At 36.4% G+C, this 22,932-nt stretch carries 22 protein-coding genes and 2 pseudogenes; 18 read left to right on the forward strand and 6 right to left on the reverse strand.

Features of this window, described 5'->3' with window-relative positions; all coding sequences use genetic code 11:
* Positions 1-494: 494 nt before the first annotated feature.
* From BUC01_RS15475 to BUC01_RS15510, 8 genes are read left to right on the forward strand one after another with little or no spacing between them, the layout of a single operon-like run.
* On the forward strand, positions 495-1,034 hold the full coding sequence (locus tag BUC01_RS15475) for a UpxY family transcription antiterminator (protein WP_025831502.1): 540 nt from the start codon (positions 495-497) through the stop codon (positions 1,032-1,034).
* Positions 1,035-1,077: 43 nt separating this feature from the next.
* Positions 1,078-1,554: a UpxZ family transcription anti-terminator antagonist gene (locus tag BUC01_RS15480; protein WP_025831504.1), complete on the forward strand. Its 477-nt coding sequence runs from the start codon at positions 1,078-1,080 to the stop codon at positions 1,552-1,554.
* Between the two features lie 35 nt (positions 1,555-1,589).
* Entirely contained in the window at positions 1,590-1,814 is a 225-nt protein-coding gene (locus tag BUC01_RS15485; RefSeq protein WP_025831506.1) for an acyl carrier protein, read from the forward strand.
* Positions 1,815-1,870: 56 nt separating this feature from the next.
* A complete protein-coding gene (locus BUC01_RS15490) occupies positions 1,871-2,911 on the forward strand; it encodes a 3-oxoacyl-ACP synthase III family protein (RefSeq protein WP_243462463.1) in 1,041 nt (346 codons plus the stop codon).
* Position 2,912: 1 nt separating this feature from the next.
* The gene (locus BUC01_RS15495) at positions 2,913-3,674 is read left to right on the forward strand and encodes an SDR family NAD(P)-dependent oxidoreductase (protein ID WP_025831510.1); all 762 of its coding nucleotides are present in this window, start codon (positions 2,913-2,915) and stop codon (positions 3,672-3,674) included.
* A gap of 34 nt (positions 3,675-3,708) precedes the next feature.
* Entirely contained in the window at positions 3,709-5,532 is a 1,824-nt protein-coding gene (locus BUC01_RS15500) for a Coenzyme F420 hydrogenase/dehydrogenase, beta subunit C-terminal domain (RefSeq protein ID WP_025831512.1), read from the forward strand.
* A gap of 25 nt (positions 5,533-5,557) precedes the next feature.
* Positions 5,558-6,472 carry an aldo/keto reductase gene (locus tag BUC01_RS15505; RefSeq protein ID WP_025831514.1) on the forward strand — a complete coding sequence of 305 codons (915 nt, stop codon included), beginning with the start codon at positions 5,558-5,560 and terminating at the stop codon, positions 6,470-6,472.
* Positions 6,473-6,511: 39 nt separating this feature from the next.
* Positions 6,512-8,038: a lipopolysaccharide biosynthesis protein gene (locus BUC01_RS15510; protein WP_073314180.1), complete on the forward strand. Its 1,527-nt coding sequence runs from the start codon at positions 6,512-6,514 to the stop codon at positions 8,036-8,038.
* 64 nt (positions 8,039-8,102) lie between these two features.
* Here BUC01_RS15510 and BUC01_RS15515 read toward each other — a convergent pair whose 3' ends face one another.
* The 3 genes from BUC01_RS15515 to BUC01_RS15520 form a co-directional block, all read right to left on the reverse strand.
* Positions 8,103-8,528: an N-acetylmuramoyl-L-alanine amidase gene (locus tag BUC01_RS15515; RefSeq protein ID WP_025831516.1), complete on the reverse strand. Its 426-nt coding sequence runs from the start codon at positions 8,526-8,528 to the stop codon at positions 8,103-8,105.
* Positions 8,528-8,632, reverse strand: a complete 105-nt coding sequence (locus BUC01_RS26220; protein ID WP_159106501.1) for a smalltalk protein — start codon at positions 8,630-8,632, stop codon at positions 8,528-8,530. Before BUC01_RS26220 ends, BUC01_RS15515 begins: the two co-directional genes overlap by 1 nt.
* 116 nt (positions 8,633-8,748) lie before the next feature.
* A complete protein-coding gene (locus BUC01_RS15520; RefSeq protein WP_025831518.1) occupies positions 8,749-9,288 on the reverse strand; it encodes an HU family DNA-binding protein in 540 nt (179 codons plus the stop codon).
* Between the two features lie 243 nt (positions 9,289-9,531).
* Here BUC01_RS15520 and BUC01_RS15525 point away from each other — a divergent pair, with 243 nt between their 5' ends.
* On the forward strand, positions 9,532-9,789 hold the full coding sequence (locus BUC01_RS15525) for a DUF4248 domain-containing protein (RefSeq protein ID WP_025831521.1): 258 nt from the start codon (positions 9,532-9,534) through the stop codon (positions 9,787-9,789).
* A 133-nt stretch (positions 9,790-9,922) separates the two neighbouring features.
* Here BUC01_RS15525 and BUC01_RS15530 read toward each other — a convergent pair whose 3' ends face one another.
* Positions 9,923-11,929: a bifunctional DNA primase/helicase gene (locus BUC01_RS15530; protein WP_025831523.1), complete on the reverse strand. Its 2,007-nt coding sequence runs from the start codon at positions 11,927-11,929 to the stop codon at positions 9,923-9,925.
* Positions 11,930-11,968: 39 nt separating this feature from the next.
* A pseudogene (locus BUC01_RS15535) lies at positions 11,969-12,971 on the reverse strand (hypothetical protein).
* Positions 12,972-13,404: 433 nt separating this feature from the next.
* Here BUC01_RS15535 and rfbC point away from each other — a divergent pair.
* The 9 genes from rfbC to BUC01_RS15590 all read left to right on the forward strand — a co-directional run bounded on the left by rfbC (position 13,405) and on the right by BUC01_RS15590 (position 22,503).
* Complete coding sequence (rfbC, locus tag BUC01_RS15545) at positions 13,405-13,977, forward strand: dTDP-4-dehydrorhamnose 3,5-epimerase (protein WP_025831524.1); 573 nt, start codon at positions 13,405-13,407, stop codon at positions 13,975-13,977.
* Positions 13,974-15,128, forward strand: coding sequence for a polysaccharide pyruvyl transferase family protein (locus tag BUC01_RS15550; RefSeq protein WP_025831526.1), 1,155 nt, complete (start codon positions 13,974-13,976; stop codon positions 15,126-15,128). The genes rfbC and BUC01_RS15550 overlap by 4 nt, the downstream gene beginning before the upstream one ends.
* A 5-nt stretch (positions 15,129-15,133) precedes the next feature.
* Positions 15,134-16,102 (forward strand): glycosyltransferase family 2 protein, encoded by a 969-nt coding sequence (locus BUC01_RS15555; RefSeq protein WP_025831528.1) that lies wholly within the window; start codon positions 15,134-15,136, stop codon positions 16,100-16,102.
* Positions 16,103-16,154: 52 nt separating this feature from the next.
* Positions 16,155-17,474 (forward strand): O-antigen polysaccharide polymerase Wzy, encoded by a 1,320-nt coding sequence (wzy, locus tag BUC01_RS15560; RefSeq protein WP_025831530.1) that lies wholly within the window; start codon positions 16,155-16,157, stop codon positions 17,472-17,474.
* On the forward strand, positions 17,449-18,252 hold the full coding sequence (locus tag BUC01_RS15565; protein ID WP_081795784.1) for a glycosyltransferase family 2 protein: 804 nt from the start codon (positions 17,449-17,451) through the stop codon (positions 18,250-18,252). The genes wzy and BUC01_RS15565 overlap by 26 nt, the downstream gene beginning before the upstream one ends.
* Positions 18,253-18,619: 367 nt before the next feature.
* Positions 18,620-19,735, forward strand: a complete 1,116-nt coding sequence (locus BUC01_RS15575; protein WP_025831534.1) for a glycosyltransferase — start codon at positions 18,620-18,622, stop codon at positions 19,733-19,735.
* A 1-nt stretch (position 19,736) separates the two neighbouring features.
* Complete coding sequence (locus BUC01_RS15580) at positions 19,737-20,549, forward strand: glycosyltransferase family 2 protein (RefSeq protein ID WP_025831536.1); 813 nt, start codon at positions 19,737-19,739, stop codon at positions 20,547-20,549.
* A 9-nt stretch (positions 20,550-20,558) separates the two neighbouring features.
* Positions 20,559-21,455, forward strand: a complete 897-nt coding sequence (locus BUC01_RS15585; protein ID WP_025831538.1) for an NAD-dependent epimerase/dehydratase family protein — start codon at positions 20,559-20,561, stop codon at positions 21,453-21,455.
* Positions 21,456-21,552: 97 nt separating this feature from the next.
* Positions 21,553-22,503, forward strand: a complete 951-nt coding sequence (locus tag BUC01_RS15590; protein ID WP_025831540.1) for an MraY family glycosyltransferase — start codon at positions 21,553-21,555, stop codon at positions 22,501-22,503.
* 291 nt (positions 22,504-22,794) lie between these two features.
* Here the strand turns inward: BUC01_RS15590 and BUC01_RS15595 are convergent.
* A pseudogene (locus tag BUC01_RS15595) lies at positions 22,795-22,932 on the reverse strand (DDE transposase); the annotation flags it as partial.

Below are 22,932 nucleotides of genomic sequence, written 5' to 3' on the forward strand. Positions count from 1 at the left end.
AATGAAAAGGGGACTTTAAAAAAAGTATTTATAATAATGGTAATGTGTTGATATATAGTAGTATATCGTTTTAAAATAGGGGTGTGCAAAAAACGTTCGTTTAATGTGCGCAAAGATAATGGGTATTTTTCGAATGTACAAGGTGTTTAATAAAAATATTTCTAATAAAAAATATTTCAGATCTTATATTGCTGATACTCAACATCTTTGTACTAAATAAAAATAGATTTAATATCTTCTCATTTTTATAATTCTTGGTATTTATTTTTTGCGCTTAAGATTGCGCACATTAAACGAACGATTAAAAGACACTTCGTCTTCTTTTACCTCTTCGTTAATAGCCTTTTTACATAACTGTTTCACTGCTTTTTGATCGAGATGACGAAACGCTTTGGAATAAGATGAATGCTGAATAAGTTGTTGAAAACAACTGCATTACATAAAATGATCGGTAAGTATTTCACTACTCCGGTGTCCCCAAAGAATATTCTGACGTGAACATCACCCCTCGCCTCCACTGGTTTGCAGTACGTGTCACATACGGCCGTGAACTGGCTCTGAAAGCTTTTCTGGATGAAGAGAAGATAGAGAATTTTATTCCGATGCGTCGCGATTATGTCGTGAAAGATGGCCGTCGCATTTGTAAGTTTGTTCCTGCCGTGCATAACCTTGTTTTCATTCGCTCTACTCGTAAGCGTATCGATACATTGAAGGATAGAGCCGGTATGAACATCCCTATACGTTACATTATGAATCGCGAAAATCATCTTCCTGTTATCGTTCCGGAAGATCAGATGCGTAGTTTCATTCTTGTTGCTGGTACCTACGAGGAATCGGTTATTTATGTAGAGCCCGCTGAATTGCAACTGGTAAGAGGTCAGAAAGTGCGTGTAAAAGGGGGCGTTTTCGAGGGTGCAGTGGGAGAATTTGTCCGTATCCGTCGCGACCGTCGTGTGGTTGTCAATATTGAAGGTGTCATGGCTGTTGCAACGACTTTTATTCACTCTTCGCTTGTAGAACCGATAACTGACTGATTTCAGTGTCTTAAATCATAAATTCTAAATCATAATTAAATATATGAGTGATCAAGTTTCATCCTTATTTTCCCTGGCTCACAGTCTTCTCACTCTAGGTCAGGATGGCAGTCCGATTTATGTTGATAGTTTCACCCGTCTGAATCGTGATGTTTATGAATCAGCTCTAAATTCATATGGAAAACATGGCTCAACTCCTGAAGCTGAAGCCGAGCTTTGTTTAGGTCTTTTGGTAGCCTTCAATGCCACAATGTATGATAATGGGCATAAACAGGAATATATTCAGAAAGTTCTGGAGCGTAGTCTTGACGTTCTTCCACAGATTCCTGCTTCGTTGTTGAAAGTTCGCCTACTGACTTATTGCTATGGTGAGGTTTATGCAGAGGAGTTGGCTAAAGAGGCTCATGCTATTATTGATAGTTGGGTTACTTTTCGACTGACTGCTGAACAGAAGGAAGCGATAGAGGAACTGAAGAATATTGAAGAAAATCCCTATCCATGGGAAGACGTTGACTTATAAATATAGTATATTGTAATTATTAATTGTATATGTTTATGGACTTAAAAGAATTTATAGAGAAATTTGCAGAAGTAATTGAGGTAGAGGATATCGAATCTTTGAATGGCGATACTGATTTTCGTGATTTAGATGAATGGTCTTCTCTTTCGGTAATGCTGCTTGTTGCCTTTTTTGATGAAGAATTTGAAAAAGAGATAGGCGACTCAGCTATAAAGGAATGTTCTACGATTGAAGACCTTTATAAGATAGCAATTGGTTAAATATATATTGAGGGATAATGGCTTTTCTTACGTATCAGAATATTGGCATATCAGCTATGGCTGCTGCTGTACCTAAATGTGTAATAAATAATTACGAATACACAGAATGCTTTCCTGCAGATCAAGTAAAAGAGATTGTTGATAAGATAGGCATTTTTGAGCGCCGTTTTGCTGATGAAAATACTTGTTCTTCTGATCTTTGCTTTGCAGCAGCAGAAAAACTGTTGAAGGATAATAATATTGATAGATCTGAGATAGACCTTCTTGTCTTTATATCACAGACACCGGATTATCGTATGCCAGCTACCTCACTTATTCTTCAGGAGCGTTTAGGACTTTCGCATAATTGCATAGCTTTCGATATAACTCTTGGTTGTTCTGCTTTCTGCTATGGTCTTTCTGTAGTATATGCTATGATGCAAGGTGAGAATATTCGTAAGGCTTTAATTCTTGATGGAGAGACACGTAGTAAAGTGTATTCTCCTAAAGATCGACGTAGTGCTTTTATTTTTGGCGATGGTGGTGTTGCGGCTCTCATAGAGCGAGATGTAAAGTATGGTAAGAGTATTTTTTCACTCAATTCAGATGGTTCTCGGGCAGATTTGATTATGATTCCTGGTGGTGGTTATCGTCATATGAGTAGTGCAGATACTATTCGGGAAAAAGTAGTTGATGAATATGGTAATATTAGAAGTGATGAACAGGGTTATATGAAAGGTGGTGATGTGTTCAATTTTGTTATTCGTGAGATCCCGCGTGACATAAAGAAGACACTTGAATTTTCTCAAATGTCCACAGATGATTTTGATTATATTGTTTTTCATCAGGCCAATAACTTTATTAATTCTTACATAGCAAAGAAAATGAAGCTTGATCTGGATAAGATGCCTTCTACCATCGCCAAGTTTGGTAATACATCTTCTGTCTCTGTACCTTTGACAATTGTCAGTGAGTTGAAGGATAAGCTTGATGGCAAGAAAAATATTTTGATGAGTGCTTTTGGGGTAGGTATGACTTGGGCTACCGCTATTGTTCCCTTTGTGGACTGTAGAATTAGCAGCATTGTAGAAGTAGAGAATGGTGAGTTGGTAAAATAATATGTATAATCCTTTTTCACTTGAAGATAAAACAGTATTGGTGACTGGTGCTTCTTCTGGCATTGGACAACAGTGCGCAATAGATTGTAGTCGGATGGGGGCTAAAGTTATACTTATAGCTCGTAATGAAATTCGTTTGCAAGAAACATTGTCATTATTAGATCATCCGGAAAGACATTGTTATTATAAGTTTGATTTATTTCAGACAGACCAGATAAAAACTCTTGTAGATGAAATAGTTGAAAAACAGGGTAAGATTGATGGATTTGTCTATGCTGCTGGTGTTGAAAAAACTTTGCCAATAAAATTGTTGACTCCTGATGACTATATAAATGTATTTAAAGTAAATACTTTAGGTGCTTTTGAGTTTATCCGTTATTTTAGTAATAAGAAATATTTCAGGGATGGTGGGCATATTGTGTTGATATCATCTATTACTTCAATTATAGGGCGTGGTGGAGTATCGGCCTATGCTGCCTCTAAAGGGGCAATGGTCAGTGCTGTTCGTTCCATGGCATTGGAATTAGCAAAGAAGAAGATTTGTATCAATTGTATTTCTCCCGGAACTATTTTAACTCCTTTAATGCAAAATTTTCTTTCAGATCTTTCGGAGGAAGATTATCAGAAACGTGTAAGTGGTTTTCCTTTGGGATTGGGTGAAGTTGTAGATGTTTCTAATGCTTGTATCTATTTACTTAGTGATGCATCTCGTTGGGTTACAGGGCAAAATTTAATTGTGGATGGAGGTTATACAGCGAGGTAATCTGCTATATGTTAGCATCTAAATGTAGAAATTGATGATAGATATTGAAGAAAAGAGGAATTGTTGTGGATGTAATGCTTGCTATGATGTCTGTCCGAAAGATGCTATTACGCTTTCCACTGATATAGAAGGTTTTTGGTATCCTCGGGTTGATATAGATAAATGCATTAATTGTGGACTTTGTGAGCGTACATGTCCTCAGTTGCACATTGAAACTCTGAAAAAGAATGATTTTGAGTATCCTGTTTGCTTTGCTGCTATACATAAAAATATAGAAGTCCGTTTTGGTAGTACTACAGGAGGACTTTTTTCTGCTCTTGCAGAACAAATGTATAGAGAGGGAGGTTATGTTGGTGGTGCTATTTATAATAAAGATTTTTCAGTCTCACATTTTATTTCTAATAATCCGTCGGATCTTACTCTGTTGCGTCAGAGCAAGTACTCTCAGAGCCAGACCTGTGGAATCTATAAAGAAGTAAAACGATTGTTGGTGGCAGGTGAGAAGGTCTTAATTTGTGGTACCCCTTGTCAAATGGCTGCTCTTCGCCGTTTTCTCAATAAAGATTATGAGAATCTTATTATTGTGGATTTTATTTGCAAGAGTATCACATCTCCTAAATTTTATGCTAAATATCTTGATTATTGGGAGCGGAAGGTTGGAAGTCAACTTGTTTCTTTTAAGTTTAAAGATAAAGAATTAGGTTGGCGTAGTCTTGTAAAACGTTTTGATTTTAAGAATGGTAAGACAATGTACAGTCGGGCACAAGATAATGATCTTTATTCAATGGCTTATCATGGTAATATTGTAAGCCGTCCGTCTTGTTATTCTTGTCAATTTAAGGGTTTTCCTCGTATGTCTGATATTACTATTGCAGATTTTTGGGGAGTGGAAAAATATGCTTATCTGAAAGATATTGATGATAATGCTGGTACATCGGCAGTTATGTGCAATAGTTCTAAGGGATTGGCTTTTTATAAGCAGCTTAAAAATATCACATCTTTAGAAACAACTATCGAAAAGATATTGCCTGGAAATCCCGCATTATTGCATGAACAGAAAATGCCGGTGATGAATAGGGATGCCTTTTTTCGTGATTTAGATAGGAAGGCTATTGAGGAAGTCGTTCCTCAATATTTTTCTTTCCATGAAAAAGAACGAAGGTTCAAAACCCAATTCAAGAAGAAAGTTAAATCTATTGTTAAACCTTTTATATTAGCTCTGAGGTATAGTCAATATAACCCGTGGGTTTTTTCTCGTTTTTTATATTTCAATTTTTTTTGTAGACATGTAAAAACAGATTGGGCTAATAACGGATTTATATATATCACTCCCTATTCAGTGATTGAGTTTCATATTGGATCGAAGCTTGAATTACATGGGCCATTCATGCTTGGAGTAAAGAGATTTCGAAAATCGAAAGAAGAGACACGTTTACTTCTTGAAAAGAATGCTCATATGTTGGTTGCAGAGCGTTTTTGTCTTGGTTATGGTTCAAATATAGAAGTCTTTGCTAATGCTTATCTTGGTATTGACAATTGTGGAACAAATTATAATACTACAATTATCTGTGGAAAAAGGATAGAATTGAAAGGGCGTGTCTCTCTTGGCAGAGATGTGAGTATTCGTGATACAAATGCTCATATTATTGCTATAGAAGGCTATAAAGTTTTACGCCCTGTCATTATTGAAAACCATACTTGGATTTGTAGTGGTACTGTTATTTGTCCGGGTGTGAAGATAAAGGAGGGCGCAGTTGTGGGTGCCTGTTCTTATGTTATTCAGAATGTACCAGCTCATACTTTGGTAAGTGGTCATCCGGCTAAAGTAGTAATGAAAAATATTGCTTGGAAATTGTAGTGACTTTTGAAATGCATAGAATATTATGAATGAAGTTCAATTAAATAATGGTGTATCTATTCCAGCTATTGGTATTGGTCCTGCGGCAGCTCGTAGTGGAAATTTGAATTTGAAGTCAGACATTCCTATAATAAATTTGGGGTTTAGAGCTTATAATAAATTTTGTTTGCGTCCTATACTATATCATAATTATGTCAATTCTGTGGCGCATGCTTTCCAAGCAGGCTTTAGATTATTGGATTTTTCTGCCTCATATGGAGATGGCGTTTTAATAAATAAAGCTATAAGAAAAAGCCGCATTGATCGAAAAGATTTGTTTTTGACAACAAGAGTGAGTAATCAGGCACAAAGAAGTGGTAAGATTCGAGAATGCTTATTTCAGCAATTGGAGGGTATGGGGACTGATTATGTGGATTTATTGATGTTCCATTGGCCTGTTACTGATTTATATTTGGATACATGGAAACAGATGGTTCAGTTGTATAAAGAGGGTTACTGTCGGGCACTTGGGGTTGCTAATTGTCATAAGCATCATTTGGAAGCATTGTTAAGTGTTTCTGAAGTTGTTCCTGCGATAAATCAAATAGAAGTTCATCCTCTTTTTACACAAAAGGAATTAATAAAATATTGTAAGTCTTGTGGTATCCAAGTAGAAGCTTATACTCCTATTGCACGTATGGACGTAAGGTTGACTCGTTTGCCTTTGCTTAAACGTATGTCTGAGAAATATCATAAATCTATTGCTCAAATCATACTTCGCTGGCATATTCAAAATGGTTTAATTCCTGTTGTGCGGTCTTTGAATAAGAAACGCCAATTGGAAAACATCTCAATTTTTGATTTTGAGTTGAGTGCAGATGAAATGATTGCTATTGATAATATAAATATCAATTCACGGCTTCGTTTTGATCCCGATAATTGTGATTTTTCCATATTATAGAAAATGGTCCTATAATCATACTTATTCCTACTAATTTTGATGTCTGTACCTTCTACAAATAAAACCATAGCCAAAAATACCGCATTCCTGTATTTCCGTATGATGTTTACAATGATAGTTTCATTGTATACTTCACGTGTGATACTACAAACGTTAGGAGTTGACAATTATGGTATTTATCAGTCCGTAGGTGGAATTGTAGGCTTTTTGTCTTTTATTAATAGTGCGCTTAGCACAGGTTCGTCTCGTTTTTTAACTTACGAATTGGGAACAGGCAATTTTGAAAAGTTGAAGAGAACTTTCTCTACAACATTGACTATTCATATAGCAATTGCTCTCTTTGTTGTTATAGTTGCAGAAACGCTCGGAGTGTGGTTTCTTTATAATAAATTGGTGATACCGGCTGAGCGGATGGACGCTGCAGTTTATACTTTTCATATATCCATATTAACAGCTGTGTTTACATTGACGCAAGTTCCTTATAATGCAAGTATTATTGCGCATGAGAAAATGTCGGTTTTTGCATATATGAGCATTATAGAAGTTTCGGCAAAACTAGGAATAGTCTATCTTTTATCCATTGGCAGTTATGATAAATTAAAATTGTATGCCACTTTATTATTCATAGTTCAGGTAGGACTCATTTGTATCTATCGTTTGTATTGTAGTCGGTATTTTAAGGAAACGGTTTATCGTTTTGTCTTTGATAAGGCTATATTTAAAGAAATAGCAGGATTTTCGGGCTGGAGTTTATTTGCCAGTAGTTCAACTGCTCTTAATAGCCAAGGTATTTTGATTTTGTTGAATATGTTTTTTGAACCTGCCGTGGTTGCAGCACGATCTATTTCTATTCAAGTAAATATGGCAGCCAGCCAGTTTGTCGATAACTTTCGTACAGCGGCTAATCCGCAGATAGTAAAGAAACTGGCAGCGGGCGACTTGATGGGTTCTAAAAGGCTACTATTGGCATCCACCAAATATTCTTATTATATGATGTTTATAATCTGTTTTCCTGTCTGTCTTCTCGCACATCCTTTATTAAAAATATGGCTGGGTGTTGTACCTAATTATACAGTTATATTTCTTCAGATTATAGTTATTCAGAGTCTGTTTCAAGTTTTTGATACTTCTTTTTATACAGCTTTGTATGCTAAAGGACGGTTAAAGGAGAATGCTTTGATATCACCAACTTTGGGCTTAATAAGATTTCCTATAATCTATTTCTTATTTAAAGCAGGATATTCTCCTGTCGCTCTTTCATGGGCTAGTTTATTGACTTATGCCGTATTGGGGTTAATAGTAAAGCCTATATTGGTAGTGAAAATAGCAAATTATTATTGGAGAGATGTCTGGAATGTTTTTAAGCCCTGTTTGTTGGTTACTATGGTTGCTTTACCTGTACCTGTTTTTTTATATCATATAATAGGTGTTGATAGTATCCCACACTCCATTTTTATAGGTTTTATAACTGTTATTATAATTATATTGTCAATATATTGGATTGGGATTGACATGTTGACCAAACAAAAGGTTTGGTTATATGTAAAACGAAGATTTAGGAGATGATATAGAATTTTATAGCAGCTTTTTATAAGGCATTTCGTCAGATGCCTTATAAAAAGGAAATGTTTTACGGTATAATTTTTAATTCTCTATATTCCTTTGCCGCATCAAAGCAAGGACAGCTTTTCATCGGATTAAGATCATGATGACCTACTATCAACGCCCGTGGAAATACCCGTTTCAGTTCGCGCAGCAAAGCTACCAGCGAAGCTTTCTGATGCAAGGTACGCGTATCGGTCGGCTGGCCCGAAGCGGTAAGCCCGCCCTCGTAGCAGATACCTAAGGAGTGACGGTTATGATTCCGGCAATGCGCTCCGATGCATTCATAAGGTCGTCCGCGGTGAATTTCACCGTCACGTGTCACGTAGAAGTGATAACCGATGTCGTTAAATCCACGGTGTCGGATGTGATCCCTCCGGCAGTCGTCAAAGCTCAGGCTCACGCCTTGAGGCGTGGCCGAGCAGTGAATGATAATGAGTGTGATAGTTCTCATCAGTGCATGCAGGAAGTTACACCGAATACACCTGCTAAGGCAGTAACCACCGTGACGATAACCTTGAGGACAACGCCCCATACTGATTTGGATTTCTTTTCCATAAACTTATTAAATTTAGAAGATAAAAATTGAAATATTGGTTGACGTTTAAGAATTTGCGCAGTCTTTCATGGTTAATTTTTTCATTATTAATTTCTGAAGGCTACGCTTTTAAATTCTATCCCAGCGGGTTTTCATCCACTCCTCCGCCACCGGTGTTGCCACCGTCATCCGGTTTACTGCCGGAATTTCCACCAGAAGAGGGCGTTTTTGAAAAGTCCACTGTCGTCTGTCCCGCCTTTTGAGCTTTGAGCAGCAGACGTGTGGCAGCACGGGTAGGTACGGGTGAAAACTCAAGACCGGAGAATATAGTTTTCAAATCTTCGCCCGGAATGAACTGGATATTAACTCCGGTGATGTTGGTAGCCGTAAATTTTTCCGCGGTTTCTGCACCCCGGCTGGTGATTTGAAGACGAAATTTTCCCAAGTCTCCGAAGTCTACTTGTTCGCCTGCACGCAGGCCGTCAATCATGTTTTCCACGGTAGCGATGATAACTGCGGTGACGTCGGCACGACTGGCGGTGGTCTGCGCAGCTACACGGCGGCTCAGTTCTTTCAGGGACAGTTCCCCTGTGATTTGTGACTTGGCATACGCCTTTGCGCTCTCATCCTGGTTTTGCGGGTTCTTGAGCATTGCGATACTGTAATTCAATCCCATAATTGATAAATTAAAAGGGTTAATAATTAAATAATTAAGTTCTCACAGGAAGACTTGGCGCAATTCTGGGAACAACTCAGTGAAACTCTGCGTCCTCCGTGGTGAACAATACAAAGATACAACCTCCCGAGCCTGTGAAAATGAGTGACATTGACACCTGATAAACCTGTTACGGAATAGGTGATATCTGATGACTTTTTTGTACCTTTATAGCATAAACAGTACTCTAAAAGTTATCGTAAAATGAAGAAAATTACATGTAATCATGATGCGGATGTGCCCGTAGAAGAATGGCCTGTCCGTCCTTATTCCAAAAGTGAGTTAGCGCGTGCATACGCGCCTGAAATCGGGGATCGTTCGGCTCTTAACCGCCTTTCGCGCTGGTTGCGCAGGAACGTGCTTCTGTATCAGGCTTTGTTGGATACGGGTTACCGCTCCGCCCAACAGATTTTTACCAGCAAGCAGGTGGAACTGATTTTTGAGTATATAGGGAGACCTTAGAGAGTTGAGAGGGAAGATTTGAAAGTGGCGCTTGTGAAGTTTGACACTTGCGGCTGCGAAGCCTGATGCTTGCGGCTGTGTAAGCTTACACTTGCACAAGCATAGCCCGACGCAGCCGCAAGTGTTATTTCCCTCAACTTTCGATGAGACTGATCCAGGGTGAATGATCCTTACTCATGACTTTGCCTTGTGCTTCCGCTATTACTTGCTCTTCGGACTCCCGTTCGTCGTAACGTCCGCAGGTTTGCCGGACATATAGGACGCTTCCTGTCTGGCACAGGTCCTGGTCGCGCACCTTCAACATGTCGAGTCGGGTATAGTTGCTGTCCTGCCGGTTGATGCGGGATATGGAAAATATGAAATCGGCAAGATTGGCCCAGTTAGCACTGCCTGCGATGGTATACATGTCAATCTCTTCCAGCTCGTTCTTCCCGTTGAGTTTGGTGAGTTTGCGCGGATGGGCTACGATGATGACCCATATATTGTTGGTTCTGCCCCATGCTTGCATTTGCGTCAGCATAGCTTTTATGGCTTGGGTTTCGGTGTTGTAACGGTTGGTTTCCACCTCCATGAAGAGGTATGGGTCAATAATGAGATATTTCAGTGGAAGGGTGCGTCGCACCATGTCCGCTCTCGCGATGATATTGTTGGGGGTGGGGGATACTTCATGCAGGTCGAGGTGCACCATGTGGCTGTCAAGGAAACTGATGATAGGTTTCAACTGTTCCTGGGTATAGTTTGCAGTGTTCACTTTTCCCAGCATGAGCTGCACGAGATGGGCGATATGTTTGTCTTTGTCCGGCACTTCGAAAGAGAGGTAACATACATAGCGTCCGGTCTTGGCCATGAGCCGGCAGGTGAGGTCGTTCAGAAAATCGGTCTTTCCGCTGTTGGGTACTCCGGTCTCGATAATCAGGCCTCCCTGGTCGGTGGGGTGGAATACATGGTCGGTCAAGGGTCCGTAGCCTACATCATATCCGTGGTCATATTCTCCGTGCAGCACGTTCAAAATCCCGTTTGCCCGTTCGCTTACGGTGACGATGTCCGCTGTGTGTTGCGGTCGGGCGGATTCGATGATTTCATGTACGACTTCGATACCGTATGTGGCGAGTACGTCGGAGATATCCTTGCAGTCGCCGGGTAGTGTGGTGAGTAGGCAACGCTCTCCGAAGTAGTCGGTGAGATGTTTCACCAAGGTTCTTCCCGGTAGGTCGATGTCTCCGCAGATCACGATGTCCCTCGCTTGGTTCATCCAGGGTTCGAAGGCTTCGAAACTTTTGGAGAGATCACTTGCTGCTCCGTTGGGTACGCTAATAACGTAATGATAGCCTGCTTCTCTGAGTGTAAGCACATCCTTTTCACCTTCGGTGATGATGAGTCGGGGAACGGTTTCCTCGGCTACCTTCAGGGGATTGATGCAGTCGATGTGGTAAGGTGGGCAAGGTGTGGTTGGTGAATCCTGGCTCCAGAATTTGGTATATCCGGCAGCTTTTTCCCTGCCGGTTGTTTCTCCTTCATCTGTGGCCTTGATAGTTGAGGGATCGCACGAGCGATATTTGACATTTACGGGCTGTCCGTTCAGAAAGTTGACGTAGGCTATGCAATGATACATGGTTCCGGTGCTCTTGTTGTCTTCATCCTTGCCGTAGCAGCGATGCATGAGACAACCGATACGGGCTTCAATAGCCGTTTTCAGTGAGATGCCTTGATCTGCAAGATAGCGTCGGGCAGCGAGTTGATTCTGGTCCTTAGTCTCGGGATCATCTGTCAGCGGTTTGATTTTGGAGAATACTTCGGGAGGTAATTTTTTGTAATCTTCGGGAATCATGGGTACTTCGGATGTGGCTTTTCCACTGCCGTTTCCCGATTCTCTTTCCTGGCGGATATTGTGGGTAGGGTAATGTGTACCCATAAATTTATCACCGGCTGTTCCGGTAAATGACGAATTATAGCTCGGCCTTTCTTCCCAGAAGTCTTTGAGCTTCCCTTTGAAGTCGCAACCGCTGGAGAAGCAGTGAAAAACTCCTGTCGTTTTGGAAATATAAAGATGTTTTTTGCCGCATTTAGGGCACTCTGTTACGAAATTCTTTCCTGCATTCTTACGTTCGGGAAAGTCACATAGATAATAAAATGGTTTCATTGGATTTATGAATTATAAATTATGGTTTATGGGAGAGTTTTATACCCATTTGTTGCTTAACACATTCCATGTCGCTTCTGCTGATGGTCTTGGTGGTGCATCCTTGGGTATATTCACTGTTCCTTCCATCTCATCGTCGTAGAATCGCATTTCGGATTCGGGATCTGTCCATTCGAATTCGTTGAGAGGGTGATTGCTGCGTTGATTACTTCTTATTTCATGAACTGCTTGTTTTCGTTTCTCTCTGTTTGTTCTTGCAGCGTCGTTTAACAGATGTTGTCCGTGGGCTGATTTCAACAGATTGCTCAACCAGCATAGCCGTCCGGTGTGATTGGATTTCATGAATCGTGCTTGCGAAGCAAAATAAGGAATTAGTAGTTCATTGACCAGATAAATGAGATTCTCACATGCGTGTTTGCGTGTGAGTCCTTCGTGCAGCTGGAACCAATTGATGAGTGGCGTTAGTATCTGTGCTTTCTGCGTGGAATCCTTATTGATGAGATGGAAAAACTCTTTAGCGGCAACTAAAGATTCCGGTGTAACAATATTTTTTTTAGAAGGAAAGTTCTTGGAAGGTGGTTCGCTAATAGGCGAAAGTTCTTCGTCAGAAGAATTCCCTTTAGTATATATATTATTATATATATTATCTACCACAAGAGTTTGCGCAAAAGCTTGTGATAAATTTGGTAATGTACTGGTTGTACTTATAATCTCATTTGTTTCATTTTTAGAATTTGTATGATACCAGAGTGGTGAATAAAATGCTTTAATCTGTTTTGCTTTATCATCTTGAATGAATTCAAATGATTGGCTTCTCTTTATGGCCTCTATGAGTGATTGCGTGGTAGAAAACCTTAATGACATCTTAATATCATAGAAGTTTTCTATCGGATAAACCTTCTCCTCATTCATATAGGACTGTTAGTCCGAGATATAAATCGAGTAATTTGGAGATGGTTGAATCTGTGATTTTTCGACTCCTCCATTGCTTGATTATCTTTTGTAATTCCATAACGGAAATACTCGTTTTAAGTGCTTTCATTGTTTGCTGTTCTTTGAAATATGGTCCAAAGTTAGAAAGATTTAAAAAGGGTATCGTACCAACATGTTGGTACGATTAATAATTTAATTATTGAATATTAACATATAATTATATAGAAATCGTGTTTGAAGTAGCAGAAAAATCGTACGGTCATAAGAGTTTAGGTGAATATATCAATCAGCTTCGTCTTGATTTGGGGGTGAGTATTAAACAGCTTTGTGAGGATTGCCACATTAGCCGACGTACTTATTACGAGAGTTCTGAGTGGTAAAGATTTGAAACTGAGCTTCTATATTCGTATTCTCAATGCTTTTCATGAGTATGAAACTGAGGAAGAATTTGGAGAAATGTGGAGAGAGATAGCTTTGTTGCTATTCTAAATTTTATTAAAAAGAAGGAGCTTAACGCTCATTGTCATTTAAAATGTGTAGAAATGAATGTAATAAAAACCTCAATTGATGGAGTTGTCATTATCGAACCTCGTCTTTTTAAGGACGCTCGTGGTTACTTTTTTGAGTCTTTCAATCAGAAAGAGTTTGAAGAAAAGGTGTGCCATACCACATTTGTACAAGATAATGAAAGTAAATCAGCTTATGGTGTTATCCGTGGTCTACATTTTCAGAAACCACCTTTTGCTCAAAGTAAATTGGTACGTGTTGTGAAAGGTGCGGTACTTGATGTAGCTGTAGATATTCGTAAAGACTCTCCAACTTTAGGGCAGCATGTAGCGGTAGAGTTGACAGATGAGAATCATCGTCAGTTCTTTATACCTCGTGGCTTTGCTCACGGTTTTAGTGTGTTGAGTGAAGAGGTTGTTTTTCAGTATAAATGTGATGATTTTTATGCACCGCAAAACGAGGGGGCGATTGCGTGGGATGATCCAGATTTGGGGATTGACTGGAGAATACCTGCAGATAAAGTCTTGCTGAGTGAGAAAGATAAGGTACATCCGAGATTGCAGGATGTTGAGTGGCTGTTTGATAGTAATGTATCTTTGTATTTATGAAAATATTAATTCTTACCCAACCTTTGCGCAACAACTATGGTGGACTACTTCAGGCCTATGCTTTACAACAGATACTGAAGAGTATGGGGCATGACGTTGTAACGGATCGGGATGGAACTGTGAGGAGCTTATCTCTGTGGAATCGAACTTTACGTTTTATATATCATGCCATTCGGTTTTATATACTGAAGGATTATCGTTATTATCCATATCGCTATCTATTTCCTTCATTCAATAAAGAAAAGAAAGCTCAGAAAATTATTTCTATCAATATGAAACGCTTTGTTGATACTTATATTGATACGATTGATTTTTTTACGGGAAATATAGAGTCTCTACGGGATAAGGTGAAACATTTTGATGCGATAGTTGTAGGGAGTGACCAAGTTTGGCGAGCTCCAATGAGTGATATTCCTACTTATTTTTTATCTTTCACAAAAGGTATACAGGTAAAACGTGTGGCTTATGCAGCCTCATTCGGTACAGACCATCTAAATGAGTATTCAAAAACAGAAATAGGGATAGCTTTAGAATGTATAAAATTATTTAATGCCGTTTCTGTTAGAGAAGAAACTGGAATTCAACTTTGTCGGGATTATTTAAAAACAAATGCAGTTCATGTTTTAGATCCCACAATGCTTTTGAATAAAAATAATTATCTGAAGTTGATAGAAGATGAGGATAGATCTTGTTCACAGGATATATTACTAACTTATATCTTGGACAGAACGCCGGAGAAAAGTACAATTATAGAAAAGATAAGTAACTTTCTACACTTGAGTCCTTATGAAAATGGTCCTATAAAAAACTTTTCTAATATAGTGGAGGATAATGCTTCAGAATGTATTTATCCTTCGATATCCAAATGGTTAGCAGGATTTTGTGATGCTCAATTTGTAATAACTGATTCTTTTCACGGAACAGTGTTCTCTATTCTTTTTAATAAACCATTTGTTGCGATTTTAAATCCTGAAAGAGGCTCTTCGAGGTTTGTTTCACTATTAAGTATGTTGCATTTGGAAGATAGATTAATAACTTCTACAAGCAATATAGATAAGATATGTAGAAAAGAAATAGACTATAAAGATGTTAACAGGATTTTGTCTATAAAAAAGCAAGATTCAATGCATTTCCTTACTAATTTTCTTTAAATACAATGAATTATTTTCATCCAATTTTTTCTATAATTGTTCCTGTGTATAATGTGGAGCAATATTTGCCTCAATGCATTGATAGTATATTGCAACAATCATTTCCGTATTTTGAGTTGCTATTGATAAATGATGGTTCATCTGATAGTTCGGGAATAATATGTGATGAATACGCATTGAAAGATAAACGAATTCGAGTTTTCCATGAACAAAACGGTGGTGTTAGCATTGCTCGTAATATAGGAATAGAAAATGTTAAGGGACAGTGGATTATTTTTATAGATAGTGATGACTGGATTGATAAAGAAACACTTAATTATGTAGCAACAAATAGGAAAGATGCTGATTTTATTCAATTTGGTTTTAGGAAAACCAATGGTACTGTCCTTGAATATAGCAATATTCCTAATGAAATTTTAGAATTATCAAGTCAAGATTATTGTAATTCGAAAGTATACCATCCAGCTATTTGTGGATATGCAATAAAATTGGATGTGATAAAAAAGTACAATTTAAAATTTCCAGTAGGTATTAAATATGGAGAAGATCAAGTATTTATTTTGAAGGCCTTAATGTGTAGCTCTTTTGTTGTAGTACTAAATAGACACTTTTACAATTATCGGATGCGTTATGGGTCTGCAATGAATTCTTCTTTGTCGTTTTCTATGGCTAAAGATCATTTATTAGCGATTGGGGATTTACTAGATTTTTCTATAACTTATCATATAAAGTTGAATTCACTATATATAAGTGTAATCACTGCTTTTATTAAAACTTATTTTGGGATTTCTATAAGAGGACTTCGGTGCATTGGTGAGATAAAGGAGATAAAGAAGAATTATTCAAGATTTTTAAATTGTAAAGATTATTGTGAGTGTTTGCCTGCTCATTTTAGAATTTGGAATTCTTATCTTTTTGTTGTAGGCTATTACTTTTATGTAAGGATGAAGCTAATTCTAAAATTAGAGAATTGATGTTTTAATATAGTATTGTTTTTTTTACATAAGAATATAACTAAATATATTTGTGAAACTAAGAAATAAATTTTGTGGAATACTATTGATTGAGATTGGAGCACTTGTTCTCTTCTTTTTCTTTTTGGTACCTCTTACATATTGTAAGGTTCTAAATGTTTCTTTGCTATTGTTGTATATTGTAAATGCTTTTTTTTATTTTAAGTATTCTAAATTTGATACATATTTGGATTTTGAACCGATATTTATCATTATTTCAACTATAATGGTTTATATTTTTCCTGTATTTGTATATAATGGAGATAACACGGCATATTTATTCTCGTTTGGATTGCCATATTCTTTGGAAACGATAAATAAAGGTACTATTATCTCTACAGTGGCTCTGTTCTCTTTTTTTTGTGGTTCATTGAATTGTGAAAAAAAGGTAAGGGCTGTTGCTTCAGTGAAATATATTCCTAATAATATCATACTACTATTTTCTTTAGCTTGTTATTTTGTTTTTGCATTGCTTGGTGGGTTTGATGCGATAAAGAATGCATATAAAGGTGGTGGTTCATTAGGAGCTGAGAAATATATAATGCCATTTTTAATAGCATCAATTCATGTGATAATATTTAACGCCTTTTGGAATTATGTTTATTTTAAGAAGAAAAACATTATTCCTCTTGCATATTCTCTAATTGTCGCTATTCAATTTATGTTATCGGGTAATAGAACGGTAGCATTATATATATTAATGCCAATTATAATTCTATATTCTTTGAAATTCAGGAAAGTTTCTGTTTGGTCTTTTTTTTCTTTCATATTAGTTTCTTTAGTTTTGATGAATTATATTCAATATTTTCGTTCGGGATATAGTTTTGACGCTGACTTAGATTGGTTTTATCGCGTTTCAGATTTGCTAATACCTAATACAAATACTTATTTAGCCTTGGAATATGTAGACTGTTATGGAATTTCTTTTGGCATATCTTCTTTGGCCAGTATACTGTTGCTAATACCATTTTCCCAGTCTTATATTGTTAATACATTTGATTTTCCTGTGAAAATACTCAATAGTGCCTATATTTTTAGTGATTATTTAGGTACTAGTGTAATGGGGATTGGTATGGGGACTAATTTTATAGCAAGTTCATACTTAGCTTTTGGAATGATAGGTGTGGTTTGTGGTCCATATTTATTTGGCTATGTTATCAAATTATTAAAGAATGATTTGTTTTCGAATTACTATAAGTCAATTATCTATGTTGTTATATGTGGATTTTCTGTATATGTAGTACGTTCGGGAATTTTATATATGTTGTCTTTTATTTTTTATGCATTAATTATAGCTTCTTTAAATTATGGGTATTATAAGTACAGAAAATAATTTGACTGATATTTTTGTGTCAATTGTAATTCCGATGTATAATTCGGAACAGTATATAAGTGCTTGTCTAAATACATGCATAAATCAGACTCATTCAGCTATTGAGGTGCTAGTTGTTGATGATGGTAGCACTGATCAATCTTTAGAGATAGTGAAAAAATACCAATGTAAAGATGAAAGAATACATGTAGTTTCACAATCGAATAAAGGTTTAGTGGAAACTCGTAAAGTCGGAGTGAAAAATGCACTTTATGATTTGATAGTATTTCTAGATTCTGATGATACATTAGAGAATGATGCAATTTCACTTCTAATTAAGCAATACATAAAAACTGGTGCAGATTTGGTTCTTGCAAATTTTCTAGTTGAGACAGAAAATAAGAAACTTATTTTTGAGCAATATAATACCTATCAATATGGTTTGACAGCAGAGGGTGTTCTCAAGTCTGTATTAATAAAAGATGCGGCACCCACTATATGGGGGAAACTAATAAAGAAAGATGTATTCTTGCAAACAAATACTCCTAGCGATATCACAATAGGTGAAGATGTGGTAACGCTATTTCAGATATTGTTAAATAAATCGCTAAAAATATCATATATAGATGATTGTATCTATCATTATATCCAAAGACCATCTTCCATGGTAAATAAAAAAAGCAAATTAATAGTTGATAAGCGGTTAAAATTATTAGAATGGATTGATAATTATTATTGTATAAATTTGAAAAGTACTTGCCAATATGAAAGATGTTATTATTTTTTTTATTCTCAATGAGTACTTTTCGTTACTAAAAGATGGTGCTAACTATGCTGATATAGACTGTGTTATTAAACAAATTAAACCTGAATTATTTTCATATTGCTCTCAAATTGTAAAAAGAATGGGGTTGATAAGGTGGGGGTTGATTTATACGTCGATGAATTTTTTTTCTCTTTTTTTAATTATGAGAAAAGGCTATCTTTTTATACGTAAATTGAAATACGGTATATAAAAATCATTATAGATACACGATAAGACTATGTTTTTTTGAAGTCTTGGATATTATTATAATCCTAAGTTCCTCTGCTTGCTATTTAATAATAGCAAAATAACTTTCTAAATGGCTTTGATACTACTCTTTAATAATAGAGAATTTTAATTGATGAAAAAAATCTTATTTGTTTCTGCTTTTGTCCCTTGTGATAAAACTGCGGGGCAGAATTATACAAGGCTTTTGTTAACTGACTTACTAAAGTCTAACACTGTTGATCTAATCTGTTTTGATGCCGCACATCATCAGTTGGATTTGTATTGTAAAAGTATGTGTAGAAAAATAGAAGTGTATTCTATTAATAATATCAATAGAATGCTCGGATGTATCCAACTTCCTTTTTTTCATCCATTTTTTGTATCGCGTTTTAATATTTTTATTGCTTATAAGCTCTATAAAATGGTACATCAAGAGAAGTATGATTGGGTGTATTTGGATTTTTCTCAAAGTTTTGTATATGGCTTATTTTTGCACAATACTTCAAAGATCTTAATGTGTCATGATGTTATATCACAATATTATTTAAGAAAAAAATCTATTTTGAATTATAAATGGGTTCTGAGGACTGAAAAGAGAATATTTAGTCAGAATAATGTGACACTATTTTCTTTCTCAGAGAAAGACAGAGCTATAATAGTTAAACAATATGGGCTTTCTTCTTTAGTGACTTCTTTTTACATCTGTGATTCAATTATTAATTTGCCATACCCTGCTAAAGTGGAAAACTGGTTTACCTTTTATGGCGCATGGAACAGGCTGGAAAATGAAGAGAGTCTCTCTTTCTTTTTGGATGAGATTTATCCTTTACTGGATGTGAAGATATTAATAAAAGTTGTAGGAGGAGGATTGTCTAATGATTTACAAGAGAAGATAAAGAGAGAAGCTAATATTGATTATGTGGGGTTTGTAGATAATCCATATGAGTATTTATCAAAGAGTAAAGCTTTGATAGCTCCTTTAAAAAAAGGAGCAGGTGTAAAAGTGAAAGTTGTTGAAGCTATTGCTTGTGGATGCCCTATTATAGGAACTGATGTAGCTTTTGAAGGTATATCTGAGAAATTTTCAGATATGATGTTTTGTGCACATTCTCCTTTAGAATATAAATCTATTATTGAAAGTATAAATGTGTCTTTTGGAAAAAGACAATATAATAGAGACTTAATGATAAGTCATTCCCGTGATAAAGTTATTATAGAATATATGAATAAAAATAAAAGTTATAAATAATATGCAATTAACAGTTTCAATCGTATTGTATAATAATGATTTATCGGTGTTGGATAGAGCAGTTAGAAGTGTTTTAGAATCACCTATTGTAGCCAAACTTTATTTGATAGATAATTCTCCAATTCCATTGGAAGAGAACATAATATCCGATAGTAGAATTCAATATATTTTTTTGAATTCAAATCGAGGATTTGGAGCTGGGCATAATGTTGTCTTGAAGAGGCTTTCGTATTTAGGAAAATATCATTTGGTTTTAAATCCTGACGTGTACTTTTCTGCAGGTTGTTTAGAGAAATTATGTGAATATATGGATGTTAACCTTGATGTTGGAAATATTATGCCTCGCATTGTATATCCTGGTGGTGAGCTACAGCATTTATGTAAATTGCTCCCTACTCCAACAGATTGGATAGTAAGAATGTTTATCCCTATTCAGAAAGTCAAAAATAAAATTGATTATAATTTTGAAATGCATTTTGCTGATTATAATCAGGAGATGAATGTTCCTTACTTGTCTGGTTGTTTTATGTTTCTTCGAAAATCTGTTATCGAAGAAATTGGAGTCTTTGATGAGAGAATCTTTATGTATGGAGAAGATACTGATTTGAATCGGCGTATTCATCAGAAGTATAGGACGATGTATCATCCCAAAGTAACGATTACACACAATTTTGAAAAAGGATCTCATAAAAGTTTACGCTTATTTTGGATACATGTCAAAGCAGCTATTTATTATTTAAATAAATGGGGATGGTTTTTCGATAAAGAACGTACGTTAATAAACGAGCAGACTAAAGCAATTTATCAAAAATAGTATTTTTATATGAAGTTTTTGTTTACAGGGGCCTCTGGCTTTTTGGGTTATAACATATGTCCTTTATTGAGAGAGAGGTATAATGTTATAACCGCTGGACTGACTCCGCAAGATAACTATACTGTAGATATTTCAAAGAACATTCCGAACCTATATGAACGCTATGATATTGTATTACATGCCGCCGGAAAAGCCCATTCTATTCCTAAAACGGAAACTGAACGACAGGCGTTTTTTGATGTAAATCTACAGGGAACGAAAAATCTTTGTGTAGCGTTAGAGAAGGTTGGAGTACCGAGATCTTTTATCTTTATTTCCACAGTAGCAGTATATGGTTGCGATTATGGAGTGGATATCACGGAAGAATATCCATTAAATGGAACCACTCCTTATGCTATGAGTAAACGTCTGGCGGAAGAGTATTTGCAGAATTGGTGTCGGAAACACAATGTTGTGTTGGGGATAATTCGCCCTTCCTTGATAGCTGGGCCTAATCCTCCGGGCAATTTGGGAGCGATGATAACAGGCATTCGTAGAGGAAGGTATTTCAGTATCGCAGATGGTAGAGCTCGGAAAAGTGTGTTGATGGTGCAAGATATTGCGAATCTGATCCCATTGCTGGCTAGAAAAGGTGGTATCTATAATGTATGTGATAGTTATCAACCTACATTCAGGGAATTGGAAACACTGATTTGTAAACAGATGAATAAATCGCTGCCTTTATCGATCCCTTATTGGCTGGCAAAAGGTATGGCTTTGATAGGAGACTGCTTGGGTAAGAAAGCGCCATTAAATTCATTGAAGCTTAATAAAATAACCAAGTCGCTAACCTTTAGTAATGAGAAAGCAATGCGTGAATTAGGGTGGAAGCCAACAAATGTATTAGAAAACTTCAAGATAGAATGAGTATATGCTTTTGGATTGTAATGGCTGTAGTAAGTATAGCAGCTTTTTTATTTGTCTGTGTTCAGGTATGGTTTCATTGGATTAATAAAAACGAATAATGTATTACGTAATTATTTTGGTTCTGTTGTTCCTGACAGAACTTTTTTATTTTAGGGTAGCTGATAAGTTTAACATCATAGATAAACCCAATGAACGTAGTTCTCATTCACGGATTACTTTGCGTGGTGGTGGAATCATCTTCTATTTCGGAGCTTTGGCCTATTTCTTGACTAACGATTGGGAATATCCCTGGTTTATATTGGCATTAACCCTAATAACATTTATCAGCTTTGTAGATGATATTCGTTCTACTTCTCAAGGATTGCGGCTGGTGTTTCACTTTTCTGCCATGGCCTTGATGTTCTACCAGTGGGGATTATTTTCTCTTTCTTGGTGGTGGATTATCATTGCATTGATTGTTTGCACAGGTATCATCAACGCTTATAACTTCATGGATGGCATTAATGGGATTACAGGTGGTTACTCATTGATTATTCTAGGGGCATTAGCTTATATCAATGCGGAAATGGTAACCTTTGTTGAACCGGTTTTGATTTATACGGTGCTTTGTTCTGTGGTGGTGTTCTGCTTTTTTAATTTCCGCAGGAAGGCGAAGTGCTTTGCCGGTGATGTAGGTTCTGTGAGTATCGCTTTCATACTGCTTTTCCTGATAGGGAAGTTGATTCTGAAAACGGAGGATTTCAGTTGGATTATTCTTTTGGCGGTTTATGGTGTCGATAGTGTCTTGACCATTATTCACCGTCTGATACTCCATGAAAATATAGGTTTACCACATCGGAAACATATGTATCAGTTAATGGCCAATGAGTTGAAAATACCTCATGTTGTGGTTTCGTTGGCTTATATGGCAGTGCAGGCTATGGTGGTTATCGGATATATCTATTGCCAGAATAGGGGATATTTGTATCTTTTATGCGCTATTTTATTGCTTAGCTTCATTTATATATGGTTCATGAGGAAGTATTTTAGATTGCATTTATCTATTTGAGATAATACTCATACTGATTCCCGGCAGACAATTATTGTCTTGTCGGGATTTTTTTTGTCTATAATTGGGGATATTCAGTAAATGTCCCTCTTTCTAATAAATTAAGAGAACAGTTTTACTTTACGTGAGCTTTTCTCTTAATTTTTTTCTGTAAAGCCTCAAGTCTCCTATCTTTTTCATAGAATATTATTTACATATTCTTATTTTTTCTTCCCAACGGTACATTATGTATATGTCTTTTTAGGGGAAGTTAAAAACCTCTCCTGTTTTCCTCTTATTATTTTAGTCTGATTATGCAGCCGTTCTTTTTTTCTTTTCGACCTTTTCTATCATGCATACCGCATTGGCCGTATGTATTCCAAAGAAAATCCAAAGCATTTCCGTTTTCCTGTTTCTAGCTTTTATTCTGGCCAGTGAGTAATGTTGTTT

This window comes from Bacteroides stercorirosoris, assembly GCF_900142015.1.
Classification (GTDB): Bacteria; Bacteroidota; Bacteroidia; order Bacteroidales; family Bacteroidaceae; genus Bacteroides; species Bacteroides stercorirosoris.